Origin of the sequence: Butyricicoccus intestinisimiae, from assembly GCF_018918345.1 — a bacterium.
Taxonomy (GTDB): Bacteria; Bacillota; Clostridia; order Oscillospirales; family Butyricicoccaceae; genus Butyricicoccus_A; species Butyricicoccus_A intestinisimiae.
Genome location: NZ_JAHLQI010000001.1, coordinates 200,931 through 216,538 on the forward strand (window position 1 = coordinate 200,931; position 15,608 = coordinate 216,538).

The 15,608-nt window shown below is 40.3% G+C and carries 17 protein-coding genes; 13 read left to right on the plus strand and 4 right to left on the minus strand.

The genetic code is table 11. The annotated features are described in order from the left end of the window. Window positions 1-36: 36 nt before the first annotated feature. Complete coding sequence (gene pyrB / locus KQI75_RS01040) at window positions 37-1,131, plus strand: aspartate carbamoyltransferase (RefSeq protein ID WP_216468832.1); 1,095 nt, start codon at window positions 37-39, stop codon at window positions 1,129-1,131. 82 nt (window positions 1,132-1,213) lie between these two features. Here the strand turns inward: pyrB and KQI75_RS01045 are convergent, their stop codons facing one another. The 3 genes from KQI75_RS01045 to KQI75_RS01055 all read right to left on the minus strand — a co-directional run bounded on the left by KQI75_RS01045 (window position 1,214) and on the right by KQI75_RS01055 (window position 4,766). Next, a complete protein-coding gene (locus tag KQI75_RS01045; protein WP_216468833.1) occupies window positions 1,214-2,278 on the minus strand; it encodes a serine/threonine protein kinase in 1,065 nt (354 codons plus the stop codon). Window positions 2,279-2,421: 143 nt separating this feature from the next. Beyond that, window positions 2,422-3,561 (minus strand): RNA-guided endonuclease TnpB family protein, encoded by a 1,140-nt coding sequence (locus KQI75_RS01050; RefSeq protein ID WP_216468834.1) that lies wholly within the window; start codon window positions 3,559-3,561, stop codon window positions 2,422-2,424. A 404-nt stretch (window positions 3,562-3,965) separates the two neighbouring features. Next, the gene (locus KQI75_RS01055) at window positions 3,966-4,766 is read right to left on the minus strand and encodes a hypothetical protein (protein ID WP_216468835.1); all 801 of its coding nucleotides are present in this window, start codon (window positions 4,764-4,766) and stop codon (window positions 3,966-3,968) included. A 788-nt stretch (window positions 4,767-5,554) separates the two neighbouring features. Between KQI75_RS01055 and KQI75_RS01060 the strand changes: the two genes are divergently transcribed. From KQI75_RS01060 to KQI75_RS01120, 12 genes are all read left to right on the plus strand, one after another. Continuing rightward, a complete protein-coding gene (locus tag KQI75_RS01060; protein WP_216468836.1) occupies window positions 5,555-6,592 on the plus strand; it encodes a hypothetical protein in 1,038 nt (345 codons plus the stop codon). Window positions 6,593-6,675: 83 nt separating this feature from the next. Next, window positions 6,676-7,050, plus strand: coding sequence for a hypothetical protein (locus tag KQI75_RS01065; RefSeq protein WP_216468837.1), 375 nt, complete (start codon window positions 6,676-6,678; stop codon window positions 7,048-7,050). A gap of 324 nt (window positions 7,051-7,374) precedes the next feature. Further along, complete coding sequence (locus KQI75_RS01070; RefSeq protein ID WP_216468838.1) at window positions 7,375-8,244, plus strand: hypothetical protein; 870 nt, start codon at window positions 7,375-7,377, stop codon at window positions 8,242-8,244. Beyond that, window positions 8,234-8,467, plus strand: coding sequence for a hypothetical protein (locus KQI75_RS01075; protein ID WP_216468839.1), 234 nt, complete (start codon window positions 8,234-8,236; stop codon window positions 8,465-8,467). The genes KQI75_RS01070 and KQI75_RS01075 overlap by 11 nt, the downstream gene beginning before the upstream one ends. 241 nt (window positions 8,468-8,708) lie before the next feature. After that, window positions 8,709-9,041 carry a hypothetical protein gene (locus tag KQI75_RS01085; RefSeq protein WP_216468841.1) on the plus strand — a complete coding sequence of 111 codons (333 nt, stop codon included), beginning with the start codon at window positions 8,709-8,711 and terminating at the stop codon, window positions 9,039-9,041. Next, on the plus strand, window positions 9,010-9,297 hold the full coding sequence (locus KQI75_RS01090) for an RHS repeat-associated core domain-containing protein (protein ID WP_216468842.1): 288 nt from the start codon (window positions 9,010-9,012) through the stop codon (window positions 9,295-9,297). Before KQI75_RS01085 ends, KQI75_RS01090 begins: the two co-directional genes overlap by 32 nt. Window positions 9,298-9,789: 492 nt before the next feature. After that, window positions 9,790-10,005 (plus strand): hypothetical protein, encoded by a 216-nt coding sequence (locus KQI75_RS01095; RefSeq protein ID WP_216468843.1) that lies wholly within the window; start codon window positions 9,790-9,792, stop codon window positions 10,003-10,005. 365 nt (window positions 10,006-10,370) lie between these two features. Beyond that, entirely contained in the window at window positions 10,371-11,111 is a 741-nt protein-coding gene (locus KQI75_RS01100; protein ID WP_216468844.1) for a hypothetical protein, read from the plus strand. A gap of 145 nt (window positions 11,112-11,256) precedes the next feature. Next, the gene (locus tag KQI75_RS01105) at window positions 11,257-11,622 is read left to right on the plus strand and encodes a hypothetical protein (RefSeq protein ID WP_216468845.1); all 366 of its coding nucleotides are present in this window, start codon (window positions 11,257-11,259) and stop codon (window positions 11,620-11,622) included. Between the two features lie 157 nt (window positions 11,623-11,779). Then, window positions 11,780-12,796, plus strand: coding sequence for a hypothetical protein (locus KQI75_RS01110; RefSeq protein ID WP_216468846.1), 1,017 nt, complete (start codon window positions 11,780-11,782; stop codon window positions 12,794-12,796). 5 nt (window positions 12,797-12,801) lie between these two features. Next, window positions 12,802-13,434: a hypothetical protein gene (locus KQI75_RS01115; RefSeq protein ID WP_216468847.1), complete on the plus strand. Its 633-nt coding sequence runs from the start codon at window positions 12,802-12,804 to the stop codon at window positions 13,432-13,434. A gap of 302 nt (window positions 13,435-13,736) precedes the next feature. Then, complete coding sequence (locus KQI75_RS01120; RefSeq protein ID WP_216468848.1) at window positions 13,737-14,210, plus strand: hypothetical protein; 474 nt, start codon at window positions 13,737-13,739, stop codon at window positions 14,208-14,210. A 59-nt stretch (window positions 14,211-14,269) separates the two neighbouring features. On the opposite strand, the gene KQI75_RS01125 is transcribed toward KQI75_RS01120, so the two are convergent. Continuing rightward, window positions 14,270-15,502, minus strand: coding sequence for an ATP-binding protein (locus tag KQI75_RS01125; RefSeq protein WP_216468849.1), 1,233 nt, complete (start codon window positions 15,500-15,502; stop codon window positions 14,270-14,272). Window positions 15,503-15,608: the final 106 nt, after the last annotated feature.

Genomic DNA, 15,608 nt, shown 5'->3' on the forward strand with positions numbered 1-15,608 from the left:
TGCTACAATAAAAAAAATACAAGGAGGAACGCATGCATGCGACATATTATCGACCTCAGTGATCTAACAATGGATGAATTCAATGAGCTGTACAAGCTCACTTCAAATATTATCGACCGACCCGAAGGCTATACGGATGCCTGCCGCGGCAAGGTTTTAGGAAGCCTGTTCTATGAGCCGAGCACCCGAACCAATCTGTCTTTTTCGACGGCTATGATGCGTTTGGGCGGCAATGTAGTCGGATTCTCGAACCCGAACTCTTCCTCAGCAGCGAAGGGCGAAACGCTCAAGGATACCATTACGATGGTTTCCAATTATGCGGATATGATCGTCATGCGCAACCCGAACGAGGGTGCGGCAAAGGCGGCTTCCATGTTTTCTGAAGTGCCGATTATCAATGCCGGTGACGGCGGACACCTGCACCCGACACAGACGCTGGCGGATATGACGACGATTCTGCGTCTGCGTGGCTCTGCGGACAATATGAAAATCGGTCTGTGCGGTGATTTGAAGTATGGCCGCACGGTACATTCGCTGATTCATTTCCTTGCAAACTATGAAAATGTACAGTTCTATCTGATTGCTCCGCGCGAGCTGGCGATTCCGGAATACCTGCGTCAGTTTATGGTAGAGCATCAGATGAAGTTTTACGAGGTATCCGGCTTAGAGCCGGTTATTCCGATGCTGGACGTGTTGTATATGACGCGCATTCAAAAAGAACGCTTTGCGAGCTTGGATGTATATGAGAGCCTGAAGGGTACATACTGTCTGACCAAGGCAAAGCTGCGCGATGCGAAAAAAGAACTGCTCATCATGCATCCGCTGCCGCGTGTCGATGAAATTGCACAGGATGTCGATGACGATCCGCGCGCGGTATACTTCGATCAGGCACGGTTCGCCATGTATGCGCGCATGGCACTGTTGCTGACGCTGAGCAAACAGTCGCGCGTGCGCATGCCGAAGCATTTGATTGGCATGCCGAATCTGCGCTGCACCAATCCAAAGTGTATCACGCACTCGGAGACGTATCTTCCGATGGATATTATCCACACGAAGGACGGAGAACGCTGTGTGTACTGCGACCATCTGGTTGAGCATGTGCCGGAACCGGAAGTGTCGGAAGAAGGATAAGCGGTTCTCCCGTGACGGATATTTAATACTTACAATGGAAAGCAAAAGCACTTCCACTCGAGGAAGTGCTTTTGTTGTATCTTTATGGTATACTACCAGTGATAAGTGAGGCGAGCAAAACGTCCAGAAACACCGGCAGCAAAAACAGGATGACGCTATAGCTGAGGATGCTTGCCGTGCGCAGCAGGCGGGAACGGCTGCTGCAGCCGGGGAAATAACGCTGCACGTTGAGATAATCGCCGCAGAACAAAATGACAAGCAAAAATGCAGCGATAAATGCGATGCGGTCGAGCAAAACGTCGGCGGGATTATCGGATGTGAGCGTAAAGCCGATATAAAACAGCATGGCATAGCCGATGGTAGAGAACGTCATGTAAAACGGCTGAAGCGTACGAAAGCCGGGCGGAAGAAAGCGATAAAACCGCTTGCCGCGCGTCATAACAGGTTTCGAGGCCGGAAGCAGCGCCTGACAGTCACACAGCAGTGCAGAAATGCTATCATATCGCGCCTGTGGGTCGATTTGTGTACATTTTTGAATAATTTTACCAAGTGCTCCGCTGACGGGAATATGTGTATCGCCGGTCAGCAGCATGTGCAGCAGCACGCCGACGGCGTAAATATCCGTTGCGGTTGTAGAAGAACCGAAGCCGAATTGCTCTGGTGCAGCATAACCGACGGTTCCAATCAAATCGGTGTCCCGCGTTTTGTCTGCATGACACTGCTTGGCGGCATTCATGTCGAGCAGCTTAATTGTTCCATTTTCCGTCAAAATGATGTTGGACGGCTTGATATCCCGATGGATAATAGCGGGAGAAAAAGCATGCAGCTCGCGCAAGATATGGCACAGCTGGCAGATGATATCCAGCGCCTGCTGTTCGGGAAACGTCGCATTATCATCTAAAATTTCCTGTAGATTTCGGCCGGAAATATATTCCTCAATGACAATCAGCTGCTCCTCATCTTCTAGCACATCGAGCAGCTCCGGCGTGTTGGGAACATGATGCTGCAGCAATTGCAGATATACAGCTTTGTTATATTGCTTGCGCACCTTCATGACATATAGTTTGTGCGTCTGCTTGTGCTGCACAATAAAAATATTGCGAGCGGCGTTCAAATCGGCAATGTGCTGATAGCACGAGAGAGTCAACTACCCACGACCTAAAGGTCATGGGCTTGTAACTGCCCAGTCGTACTAACGGTTTACACCTCCGACCTTTAACCCCAATAGATATTGCTATCTAAAGTGGCGTTACATCATAGGGTGGTTGACAGCACCCTTTGTAGCAGAGTTTACTCTGTTACAACTGTATTAGGTACTTGGCTATCTGCAAGATAGTTTATTCCCATACGATACAGATTCATAGCTCCAATGCGGTCATCATTGGATTTGTAACCACAGTTTTTGCAAATAAATAGATGTATCTTCTTATTGCGGTTAGACTTTTCAACGTGTCCACAACAAGGGCAGCACTGACTTGTATAGCGAGGGTCTACCTTAATAACAGAAGATTGATTCTGTTTTGCTTTGTAGATTAGTTTTTGCTCAAGGTCATAGAAAGACCATGATACAGAAACATAACGGTCTTTTGTTTTAACACGTTCTGTAGCATTACGAATACCTGATAAATCTTCCAATACAAAGAGAGTGTGCTTTGGGTTATTTTTGACGAGTGCCTTTGATACCTGATGGTTAATATCCTGCATCCAACGGTTTTCTCGCCCACCAATCGCTTTCATTCTTCGTCTTGAAGATGAGGTCTGTCGCATTTGGAGTTCTTTACGAAGTTTGGAATAATTAGCACGTTTTTGCTTTATAGCCTTACCACTAACAAATCCAGACTTGTTTTTGCTGTCATAAGTGGCAACAACAAAGTTAATACCTCTATCTATACCCACAACATTACAGATGTCAGAAATATTACTTTCTTCGACATCGTAGGTTACTGGTATGTGAAGATAATACTTGCCATGCTTCTTTACAAGTTTAGCTGTACCAAACTTATAAATCGTATGGTCGAAATACTTAGACATTCCATCTGCAAAATAAGATAACTTCACACGACCGTTTAGCGTATTGATTGAAAAGCAGTTTTGTGTTAAGGAATAATCTCTGTTCCAAACCAAATCATACTGAGGCTTTTTGAACGAGGGTTTAATCCATTCATTTTGATTCTCAAAGATGGTCTTATATCTGGCGATAACAGTCTTTAAAACGGACTGAGCCATTTGCGATTTAAGATTAAACTTTTCTCGTAAAGTAGAATACAAAACCTTATTAAGTGAAAACTGCTTTAAGTCATGAGTACGGAATACATAGTCTGAAACATAATTACAGGCATTACGATAAACAGACATAGTTTCATCAAGCAAAACCTTATCTGTTTCATCTACGACTATTTGAATTTTAGCTGTAATAGTCATCTGTTCCATAGATGTACTCCTTTCATAGATATTTCACTAAATATATTATATGGTAATAATTAGTGAAAATCAATGCCTTGAGGTGAATTATGGATAATAGAAACAATCGTCACAAAAATATATTGAGAATCAGGGTTAACAATTAAAGATTTACAAGGCTCCTCCCACCACCTAAAGGTAGTGGGTTTCCGCCTATGGCAAACGAAAGGATTTTATTTATGAACTGGTTTTCCTGTGTCATATTGGATACGTTGCCTTTCGCTTTGAAGTATAGCATTTATTATAGAAATGGTAGAAAAAGTGGATGAGTAGGCGATACAGCGCAATGTAGAGACATTTATCGGCTGTTTAAGGCGGATATTGTGTAAAAACGAACACACGTATTTGAATGATCAGGTTCTTATAGATCTTTCTCATCTAAATTTAATAAACCGATGGATTTTGGAGTCCTGTTCAAAGAGGTCTCTTGATCTGCAGAATTCTTCATTTGCCAATTCTGGACAGTTCGTGCATGCATACACGATACCTAAACAGTAGCAGGCTTTTGCCAGATCTATCAAATAGGTTGATTGATTTTCCGCCACCAGCTGTTCATAAATTCTCTTTGCTCGGAGAAGCTCTTGCTTTGCAAAGTCCATGTGATGACTATCTCTATAATCTGCATACAAAGTGCCTAAATCGTAGCAAGTTCTTGCCAATTTTGCTTGATAACTGACTGATGGATTTTCAGCTACAAGTTGCTCATAAATCCCATTCGCTTGAATAAATTTCTGCTGGGCCTGCTTTGAGGAATTTTCTGTTACATAATACAATCCCCCCAACATATTAGCTGCATCTGCAATCTGACTTTTATCTCCGTTCAGTTCGATATAAGCAAAAAACCTCTCCGCCAATGGAATGGCGGTTTCGCAGTCGCCTTGTTCCTCTAAGTATGATACATACTCCCACATGGCGACTCTCTTTAGATCGTTGCTTTCTTCCAATTTAATAGCCTCTTCGAATGTCTGTTTGATTTCATCAGATCTGTTTGGATCATGTGTCCTCGTTTTCAGAATTTTGATCCTAACCAGCAAATCCTGCACGTGCTGTTCCAGCTTTTCATTTATTTGCTGGTTCATCTGCTGTGCCCAAGTCTCTGTGGCTTCGGCATCAGCCAAAATTTCGCTCAGACTCCGAGGTTCCTTCGCCTTTGCGTTTGCGTTTTCGTTCGTCATGATTTGTGTCCTCTTATTTAATAATTCATAAAAGAATATGTGTAAGTGTTTAATTGAAAATCTACCCAATCTTAAGGAATACAAATCAGAAAATGGGCAAGGACATCTCGAAAATTTTTTAGGAATTTAATTCCGATTTCTTTTAATATATCTATTATATCACATTTTTTACTCCGCTGCTTTTTTGAGAGATAACAACAATTGGGTTCAAAACCGGCAGAAGAAAGCATATGGTAGTGAACTGCATCTTGTTTACACAAATGAGGTGCGTTTTACTATGTAGAGCAATTTCACTTGCTTTTATTATTCGCATTTTATACAAAATCAGATGTGATTCTTTGCGTATGATTCACAAAGATTAAGATAATGTTAAAAAGTTGTTGCAAAACTGTTAAGATTATGTGTATTATATATGTTGCTTTGGTGAATCAAAAGCTCGGCTAGTCAGAATGTAAAAATGTAAATTGAAAAGAAAGACAGAAGGTAAAAAATGAACAAGGCAGTTATACAGCGTATTGCTCTATTTATGGCAATGCTGATTGGGTTGGAGTGTCTGCCTGTGGAAGCATTGGCGGTAGAAAATTAAGTTAATGCTTCCACATATACTCCGACTCTCGACATCAATGAAGAAGAAACTGACGGATACAAGACAGAAGCAGGAAAAGTTAACTTTAAGTTTGCTAAAAATGCAAATCAAAAAAATCTTGTTCGTATCAATCAAGGAAAATGGTGGCTGATGAGATTTAAAAATATGGGGAAAAGATCCAATAGCAAGAGGTGATGAGGTAATGAATTTGCAATTTTTCCTTAGTGAGTTTGAAGTGATTGTGAGTGCTTTCTTGTGCTATGATGTGATTTGTGATATTTTATATGGAACAGTAGGAGTTTCGCAAACATATGAATATCGAAAAAATCGTTCATGGCTGAGAAATTTTGTGGGATTTTTTCCGTTAAAGCCGCTTGGAAAACGACCCTTTGCTCGGATAGTTTATATCATCAAACACATTGCTTTCCTTTTTGCTTGTTTGCTGTTATGTGTTTATCCGGTCATCCATTTTGGATGGACAATATATGAGCCGTTTATCAATTCAATGATTGATGGAATATTCGTATATGCATGTTTGTCATGGGTGTGGGAAGGCTTTATGTTGCGGGGAACTACACTAGTAGATGAAGAGCGAGAAGTAATGAAAGCTCTTGTACGGTATAAGAAAGCCGTTGATGCGTACAAGTCTGCGGAAAAGAAGTATCGTGCTGTACAATATGATGCACGTGTTTCGCAAAAGAAACGAGAAAAAATGATCATGCTTCAAGCAAGTGCTGCGTTGGATATGTGCAAGTATCTTGTAGATTTTTACTGTTATGTCGATGCGCCTAAAGTACAAGAAATCGATCGGGACGAAGAAATACAATATACAGAGCAATGCATAGCTGAGTTATCCGAAAATCCTGTGATAAAGAAGAAAGTGTGTGAACCGGGTGATGATTTTAGAAATGTGAGTTATTTGACCGTCTATTTGGAGGCTTATGACCGTAAATATGACAAATTACAGGAAAAATTGGAATCTGCATGTGGAGCGGAGCAGAAAAAACATTGTTTCGATGAAATGATAACATGGGCGGATGAGGTCGCTGAAAAGATTGACGTTGTACATAAAAACAATGACGCGATTGAAAGAGATGATTCTGATGAAAACGCCGCGTGTGTTTCCTTTATAAATGAAAAAATGGATGCAATATCTGCAAGAATAAAAGAAGCTGGCGACCAAGCACTGATGGAAAAACTATCTGACGTATACGCAATGTATCCAACAATACAGAAATAATTCTGCTCGTTCGAATATGATGCCCTAAAGCGGCTGCTAATGTTACAGTTCAATTAATATCTAATTTTTGCACAGGAGAACGATTGTCAAGCGGAATTGCTTCAGCAACTGTTTCAGGGGCTGTAACTGCATTGTCTGGTGCAGAAACTGTTGCAAGTGCAATAGTAAATGGTGTTGCGGGAGCCGCAGTTGAAGCTCATAATCAATATAGCACGTATACTGAAAAGAAAAGACGAGGGCAGAAACAAAATACAAGGTTGGAAATTGCAGCAAGCATTGGAAAAGCAACTGTAGTTTCTGCGTTACCATCTGTTGTAGGCTCTCGATCTAAAAGTAGTGTTAAAACTATGGGGAAAGCAGCAAAAAAGATTATGAAGCAAACTAAGACTTGTGGTCGGATTTTAAGTAAGAGTGCAAAAAAAAGAATCTTCAAGGTGCGAAGAAAGCTGCAAAGATAATAATTAAAGCAAATAATCGTTCTATTTGGAAGGGTGCAGGTAGAGCTGGAGGTAAAACAGTAGCCCAAAATGCTTTTTGTTATTTAGGATTATGGACAGTTAAAGGATATGTTGCAAAAAACAAGAGGTTTCAAAAACTTAAATCTTTTTTAGACTATGGAGATAATCAACACAGAGATAATAGTTATTATATTGGTAACGGACGTTATAGGTCTTTGCTATAGAGGGATATTAGGAGACATCTTTAAAGAAAATGTAGGCGATATACGACAACGCGACATTGATTCATTGTTACCTTGGAGGATTTGGTTTTGGGGACGATATATGAATTCGTATATCCAAAAATATAAGATTCGTTATCATATTCTTCAATTCTACTATCATATGTCGATAGTTGTTTCGACTATTTTGTTGTTTTGTATTATTATCCCTGTATCTAAAAGCCCTGACATTAAATCTGGAATTGAAGCATTTACTTATATCTATGCTATTACGCTAATAGCAGCCGTGTATTTCATTCCTTGGAAATTTTTAGGTAAAGACAATCATATGGAGACGCCACCGAAGCCGACATATACATTTCATGAAGCAGTAGAACGATTCCAAGCAGCACAACAAGTGTGGGATACCATACCGCCCAAAGGACATCGAGGCTTCCGCAAAAAGATTCTAAAAGAACTTCAGAGCCGTGCGATTGATATGCAGCCGCCGCTTGTCAATGAGTGGTTGCAAATTGTTGGATGGTCGGAAGAAAAGCGAGAGGCTGGCGTGAAATATGCATTGGATTGTCTGTGTGAAGTAGAAGAGCTTTCCGCTAAGATGGGAATGCCGCGAAATATGCGGAAAGAAAGTCTGATCTTTATGACGTATGAAGATTTGGAACAGCGTTTTGAACAGGCAATGTCTGAGCTACAGCAGGCGGAAACGGAAGAAGAACAAAATCGCTGCCGTAAAAGAGCAGTTGTTGCGGCCATACATTTTGCCCGCCGTATGAAAGAATTTCATCAAAATAATGTAGCGGGGCACCGAGATGATTCTTCTGCTATCATTGAGCAATATCAAATCTTTCAAGACATGCTGGATCGCGCGGGAGACTGCCCATTTAAGGAACGAGAGCAAGATTTGTTTGATTCCATTCAAGACATATATAATTTTGCAATAAAACAAAAAGGAGTAAATAACCATGGAAACTAAGAAGAGTGCAACTGCGGCATTAGTCGTAGCAATTATCGGATTGATTTTATCTTTGCTATTCGCTTTAGGCGGGTTGGTATTGAGCATTATCGGTATTGTTCTGGCTGCAAAGGCAAAGGCACAGCAGTGGAGCAAGGCGAATGCCGCATTGGCAATTTCTATCATCGGTTTGGTGCTTGCTGTACTTAATATGGTGGTTGGTGCTATTTTGGCAGCAGCTTAACAAAAAAACAGAGAGATAAAATGATATAACGGAAAAGAGAAGCAGCTGCCTCACGCAGCTGCTTCTCACAAAACATTGACAATGCATCTAAAGTTTCGCAGGGATCGACAGTAATAGCAGAATATCAGTATGATAAACTCAATCAGTTGATTTCAGAAAAACTGCCACAGCAACATCTGAAATACACATATACTTACGATACGTCTGGCAATATTCGAAAGGTCGAAACGACAATACCAAAATGAATAAGACCACAACGGACACGTATGAGTATACGGATTCGGACTGGAAAGACTTGCTGACCAGTTACAATGGAACTGCGATTACATATGACGCTGTTGGCAATCCATTGAGCTATAATAATAGCACTGCGTGGAAATTCACGTGGGAAGATGCACATGATCTTGCAACAGCCAAGGGCAACGGCAAGTCTATCTCGTATCATTATGATATGGATGGCGTGCGCGACAGCAAGACGGTAGACGGCGTGAAGCATGAGTATATCACGCAGGGCGGTAACGTCACATTAGAACGCTGGAACGATGGCGAAGAAAAGAGCCTTGAGTTCATCTAACGGCTGGGGCGAAATCCTCAATGTCTCCAATGCAAAGGGTTCTGAAATCGGTACTATTAACCCAATGCTTTATCGTGGTTATTATTATGACTCTGAACTGAATATGTATTATCTCCAGAGCCGGCACTATGATCCGGTAATGAAGAGAATGATTGCATCAGATGATGAGAGCTTGACGTCTGATGCAACATTCTTACATATGGGTTGGGGACAGCGGCTGTATCGGGCGCTGTATCAGGCGCAATATCTACCATAGATTTACCTGTTCGCGGTGTGATGATTGCGAATGGTTTAATAACAGGAGTTGCGTCGGCTGCACAACAAGTCGTCGATGCGAAAAAAAGTCATACAAAACCTAATCCTAGATCAATTGCTACTAGGGCAGTTAAAGATGGTGCATGGGGAGCGATAGGGTCAATAGCTGGAGCAGGACATAATGTACAAAAAACATCGTATTGGAAACCAAAGTCTAAAAACGCAAAAAAGGCGCTTCGATAGTATCTAGAGCTGTTAAGAAATGCGCAAGGACTGCATCGACCAAAGCAAAGAAGACTTCTAAGATGATGAAGGCTGTAACAAAGATTCACACGAAAGCTAAACAATTTATAGGTAGATTGAAGGGTCCGAGTAGAAGAGTTAAGTGGAATAAATATGTGTGGAATACATATTGTAGCTTTGCTATAAACTTTGTGATAGGATCGGCTAGATATACTTTTGGACATTAATACTGGAATGAGGGAGAATATAATTGAACAGAAACGAAGATCCTGATGGTATTCTTTTGGGCGGTGTTTTAATAATGCTTCTTGCATTTTTAGATTCCTCGTGTGCTTGGATAGGCGGAATTGTAATTATCCTATTTGGAATAAAGAGTATGATGAATAATCCTGTTTTTAGCAAAAAATGTTTAGTTGGCATAATATTGGCTATTACAGGAAGTATACTAGGACTATGGTTGTCATAAACGTATTGCGAGCAAGCGGAGCAAGAGCAAGCATGGCATCAGTATGATAGACTGAATCAGTTGATTTCAGAAAAGCTGCCGCAGTAGCATTTGGAATACACGTATACCTATGATACGTCTGGCAATATTCGAACAGTCGAAACAACAAATACCAAAACGAAGAAGACCACAACGGACACGTATGAGTATACGGATTCGGATTGGAAAGACCTGCTGGCTAGTTACAATGGCACTGCGATTACGTATGATGCTGTTGGCAATCCACTGAGCTATATCGCTCATCGTATATATAAGTTGTGGAAAAATAAGGTAAAAAACGAAGAAAATAAGACTTCAGAGTGATAGTGGATGGGAGATGTTGTGTTATGTATGGAGACTATGAAGGAATCATTTTAGCATCTTCTTTGACTGTGATAAGTTCTTATTTTGCGATGTGGTGTGTTTTAAACAATTGCTTGGCTAGGAAGAATGTATTTAAAATTGCAAGGAGCAACGGTATTTTTGGAATTTTGTTTTTGCCAACGATGAAAAAATATGTAGTGGAATATAAGAAAATGTATCTGTTTCACAGTATCATATATTGGTTCTCTTTGCTTCAAGCAATATGCTTTGCTACATTGATTATTGGATGCAAACACGGAGTCATTTCTCTTTGGCGTGAAGAATGGTCGTTTTTATATTTGATGGGCGCAACTTTGCTATTAGGAATTGATATATTCACATTTTTTATTTGGGATTCCTGTTATGATTCACAAGCTGATTTACAAGCAGTTGCATCAAACAAAGGAAAGTATTTAGATGATAAGAAATTTAACGCCCGAGAAGCAAGAACGCGGTTACATGTAAGAAAAAACATATATGTGACGAATAAAGACAAGTTTTTATTATCAAAATCTGGCTCATACATAACAAAAAAGCGTTTAAAAATGTTAGCCTGCAATATGCAGTCAATCCAAGTTTGGATTGAATATTTGACAAAAAATGATTTGTATTTCTCCGATGATGATCGGATACAGGATATGGAATTTGTTTCAAATGAGTGGGAACAGATTCACTATTATTTTCAAAAAATGCATATAAAACAAAATATTAACGCAATTATTTAGAACTGTTTATTTAATATGGTGATTGGTACTATTTTGGCAGTAGCTGTGTTTTCCAATGGAAAAGATGCATTAGGAAAAAAGTAGACACAGCGATTGGAATATTTAAATTTTTTTCAAGAAGACGCAATAGAAAGAATGTGAAAAGGTGATTGAAAGAATTCTTGGCGGAATTATTCTTCAGATATTGAATATGCAAGGAATTTATTATTTAAACAAAGATGCTCATTATGGAAACACAAAAAATTTCTATCGGCACACGACAACCTATGAGCAAGCGCATGCTTGGCTCAAGCCATTATTTCGCTTTTGGAAGAAACACCATCGCGTGTTGAAGGTGGCGTTATACCTGCAAATTCTTCAGATAGTATCCATACTCTGGAATTTGATTCTTATTCTAGTAGCAATGATACATGGCTTTTCTGAGATTGTTGAAGTTCTCATGTTTGCATCAGATGGTGTTGTAGCCCTACTTATTATAATATGCAATTTATTTTATATCGGACGATATTAAATGTATTTGATTTTTTTGTATCGTTTTAGACAGGCTGGTTGAGAAGCAACTGTTCCTAAAGCAGCTGCTTCTCACAAAACATTGGTAATGTATCTAAAGTTTCGCAGGGATCAACAGTAACGAATTTTATGAGATATAGAAAGAGGAGAGCTAAAAGATGACTGCAAGAGGAGATTTTGTCGCGAGTATATTTATAGTCATTACAACACCAGGCATAACTCTTTTTATTTTAAGGTTGTGTTTGCATTATATATTTCAAAAAGCGATCGGGCGAAAAGACTTGAGTAAGATTGAAAAAGAACAGCCGATTTTTAGTCGAATACTCTATCTATATCCATGGAAATATATAGAGCGGTATAAAATAGTATTTGCATTAATTCAGATAATGTACTTTATAAGTATTTGTTCTATAGGAGCATCGATTGTAGTATTTCTATCAGAATATATGCATACTGGAAATTTGGTTAAGACATTGAATTCTAATCATATTGCATATGCAATGCTCCCGATGATGATTTGCATGCTTGTGACTCCGATTCTATATTCTACTTTAGAACAATTTTTAGGAAAAGAACAAGAGCCAATAGATACAGAAAGAATTGAAAAATTGCTTCGACAATATATGCAACATAAGGCTTTTTTACAAAAAAAAGATTTGTCTAGGCGGAGAATGCAACGGATAGTAGAGGATATGACTGCAACGCTAGTTTATATTTTGAAGCAAATGGATACACAAAAATATTTTTTGGACTTGGAAGAAAGAACGGAAAAAATTGTATTTGCGATTAATGGTTTAGAAGAAATAGAATTGTTTCTAGAGCAAAAACATTTGGAAAAAGATCTAAATTGGTCAACATTTACAATGTATAGCTATCCATTTGTTCATCAATATCATTGTGCAAAAGAAAAATATCTATCAAAAAAGATCGATGATAGAGATTACGAATTTGATAACATGGAGTTGGTAGTATCTGCATTTTTTAATCAGATTATGTGTTCCTATGAGTCATTTAGAATTATTGCATATGATCCCGCTGAATATTTAAAACGACCTCTAAAAATATTTTTACACTTGTTGGATGACTTTGAGCAACGTTGTTATGAGCAACAAATTGAAAATACAGAAGAGATTAAGAATTATTATTACAGGAGGTTAAACAAACTTGGTGAATAAGTTACATGTGGCATAGTATAAGTGAAGTGTTTGGATTATGTGCAGTGTTTTGTATTGTAAGAATAATTCATTACATTCGAAAGTTGGAAAAGGGCAAAAGAAAACGTCAGGTATGTGTCATGGGAGTCGGCTTAATCGTATGCATAGTCGCAGTTAGCGGCTCGTTATATTTGACAACGATTCGAGGAGAATATAATACCCCAGAAGAAGCATTAAATGCAACTTATTGGAAAGAAAAACCGGAAGTTATTTACAAAATACAAGGAGAAACAATTTGTACATTTATTGAACAAAATGAATATGATGCAGTGGGCGATTTTTCAACTGTACAATTAGGTGGTAAATGGTGTGAATTGGAAAGCAAATTGAATTCACATGTGGAATCTTGTAACGATGTTGCGTATAAAGTGATTAGTCCGAAAAAATCTTCAGAAACAGTTATTTTGGTGAATTGGTCTGGATTAAAAATGGATACGCGACTTCAAATTCGAGACTCATATGACTCTACATTCAATGAAAAAAGAGTTGATTTCCATGACGGTACATCTTATTATCTGTATGACACAATTCTGCCATGTGTTGATATAGATTATTATATTGAAATTGATGGCGAAAAAGTGAAACCTTTTTCCGAATAATTTTCTAGAGGGTGCACGGTACGAGTACATACCGGCTAACAAAAATAAAGAGAGATCGAATAGAAGAAGGCATATGGTAGTTTTACATTGCCAATTCCAGCAATCCCCAAACGGTACTTTGTTCATTCTTATAAACGTTGGTGCCAGAATATAAATAGTACAAGCTAAATAGATTGAAAACAAAAATAAAATATATTTTGATTATTTGTCTGCTTGTTTTTAGTTTTTATACAATAATTATATTTTGTTTAATTACAAAAAAATATTAGACTCACATTTACTATAGAAAGGAACACGGAAAAATGCAAGAAAAAATTACCGAGGAGTTGCTGTCCGTCTTGAAGCAGACATCTTCCGATGAGATCGGACAGGTGCTGTGTGAGGAAAAGCAAAATCTGTTTTGCGGCACAGAACCATTTTATAATTACATTCGAGACGTGCTCAAACACAAACAGCTAACCCAGCAGCAAGTGTTTCATCGGGCTGGGTTTTCCGAGCGGTATGGCTATGGCTTGCTGTCCGGCGAAAAGCATACCAATCAGCGCGACTATATTTTGCGCATTTGCTTTGCGGCACAGTGCTCGCTGGAACAAACACAACGCATTCTGCGGCTGTACGGCATGAGCACGCTGTATGCTCGCATTCCGCGCGATGCGGTGTTTCTTGTTGCGCTGAATCAGAAAATATGTGAGATAGAACAGGTCAATGCGCTGCTGGTCAAGCAAAATATGCCGCCGCTCAAAGGGAGTGAAAGTGAAAAAGGAAAGTCCCGGTAGATGTACTGGGACTTTCCTTTTTATGCAGGGATATGGGAGAAAACTGTGAAAAAATTCTCTCAATCCTGTTCTTTTTTGTCTTCTGCGTCGCCGTTTTCCAGTGCGAGCTGATGCATGATAAACTGGCGCGCGGTTCGCGGCGAACGGCCGCCTCTGCGTGTTGCAAAGCGTTCTGCGAGCAGATGCAGCTTGTCCAAATCCAGCGTCAAGCCGTAATCCTCAGCCAGCTGCTCGACGATAGACAGGTACTCGTTTTTAACCGGCTTGGAGAATGTGATCTGAATGCCAAAGCGGTCGGACAGAGATGATGCGGACTCCATGGCATCGCGGCGGTGAATGTCATCACCTTCGCGCTCGGAGAATTTCTCGCGAATGATGTGTCTGCGGTTGGAAGTCGCATAGATAACCAAATTGTTTGGCTTGCCTGCAACGCCGCCCTCGATAAACGCCTTGAGTGCAACAAAACGCTCGTCCTCGGAATTGAAGGTCAGATCGTCCAAGAACAGAATAAACTTGAACGGACTGTGCGCAATGCTCTCGCAAATCATAGGAAATGCCTGAATCTCAGACATCGGCATCTCGATGATTTTCAAGCCGCGGTCGGCGTATTCGTTGGCAATTGCTTTGACCGTGGAAGATTTGCCGCAGCCCTTGTCACCGTACAGCAAGATGTTGTTGGAGGTCTTGCCTGCGAGCAGGGCAAGCGTGTTGTCTCGAATGGTCTTTTTCTCCAGCGTGTAGCCCTTCAAATCGGTCAGGCGAATCGGATCCGGATGCTCGATCGGCTGGAACTGGTTGTCAACAATCTGATATGCGTTTGCGCGGGCAAAGTAGCCGAAGCCCTGCTTGCGGTACAGCTGACACAGACCCTCGCAGTTTCCGAACGGCAGCGGAGAGCCAGCGGGGAAGGTCGGCAGCTCCTGCAGTGTGCTGCTAAATTTCGGATAGGCCTTGCCTGCGAATTCCAGAAAATCCGCGCCGGACAGAGAAATCAGCGTATTGATCGTGTATAAATCAAAATCAATCGCCTTGCGGATTTCTGCTGACAGCGGCTGATGCAGCTGGTTGGTCAGCACGTTGATATCAAAATGAATCTCCTGCGCGAGGAGCTTGCCGAGATCTCGGTTTTCAAAATGGAATCGGCAGAGCTTTGCGTATTTCTGACAAAATTCTACCGGTGTGGTATACAGGGCAGACATCGTGTCCGCATATGCCTTGTATACCTCTGTGTTGCGCAGATTGCTGAGAACCGTCAGCGATTCCATACGCAAACGAAGTGTTGTGCTGTTCATGTTGTGGTTCACCCTTTTCAATAGCTTTCAATTGTTTAATCCTATCACACTCGTTCGTTATTTGCAAGGGACAGGCACAAATCCTGCACCTGTTTCTTATACTGAT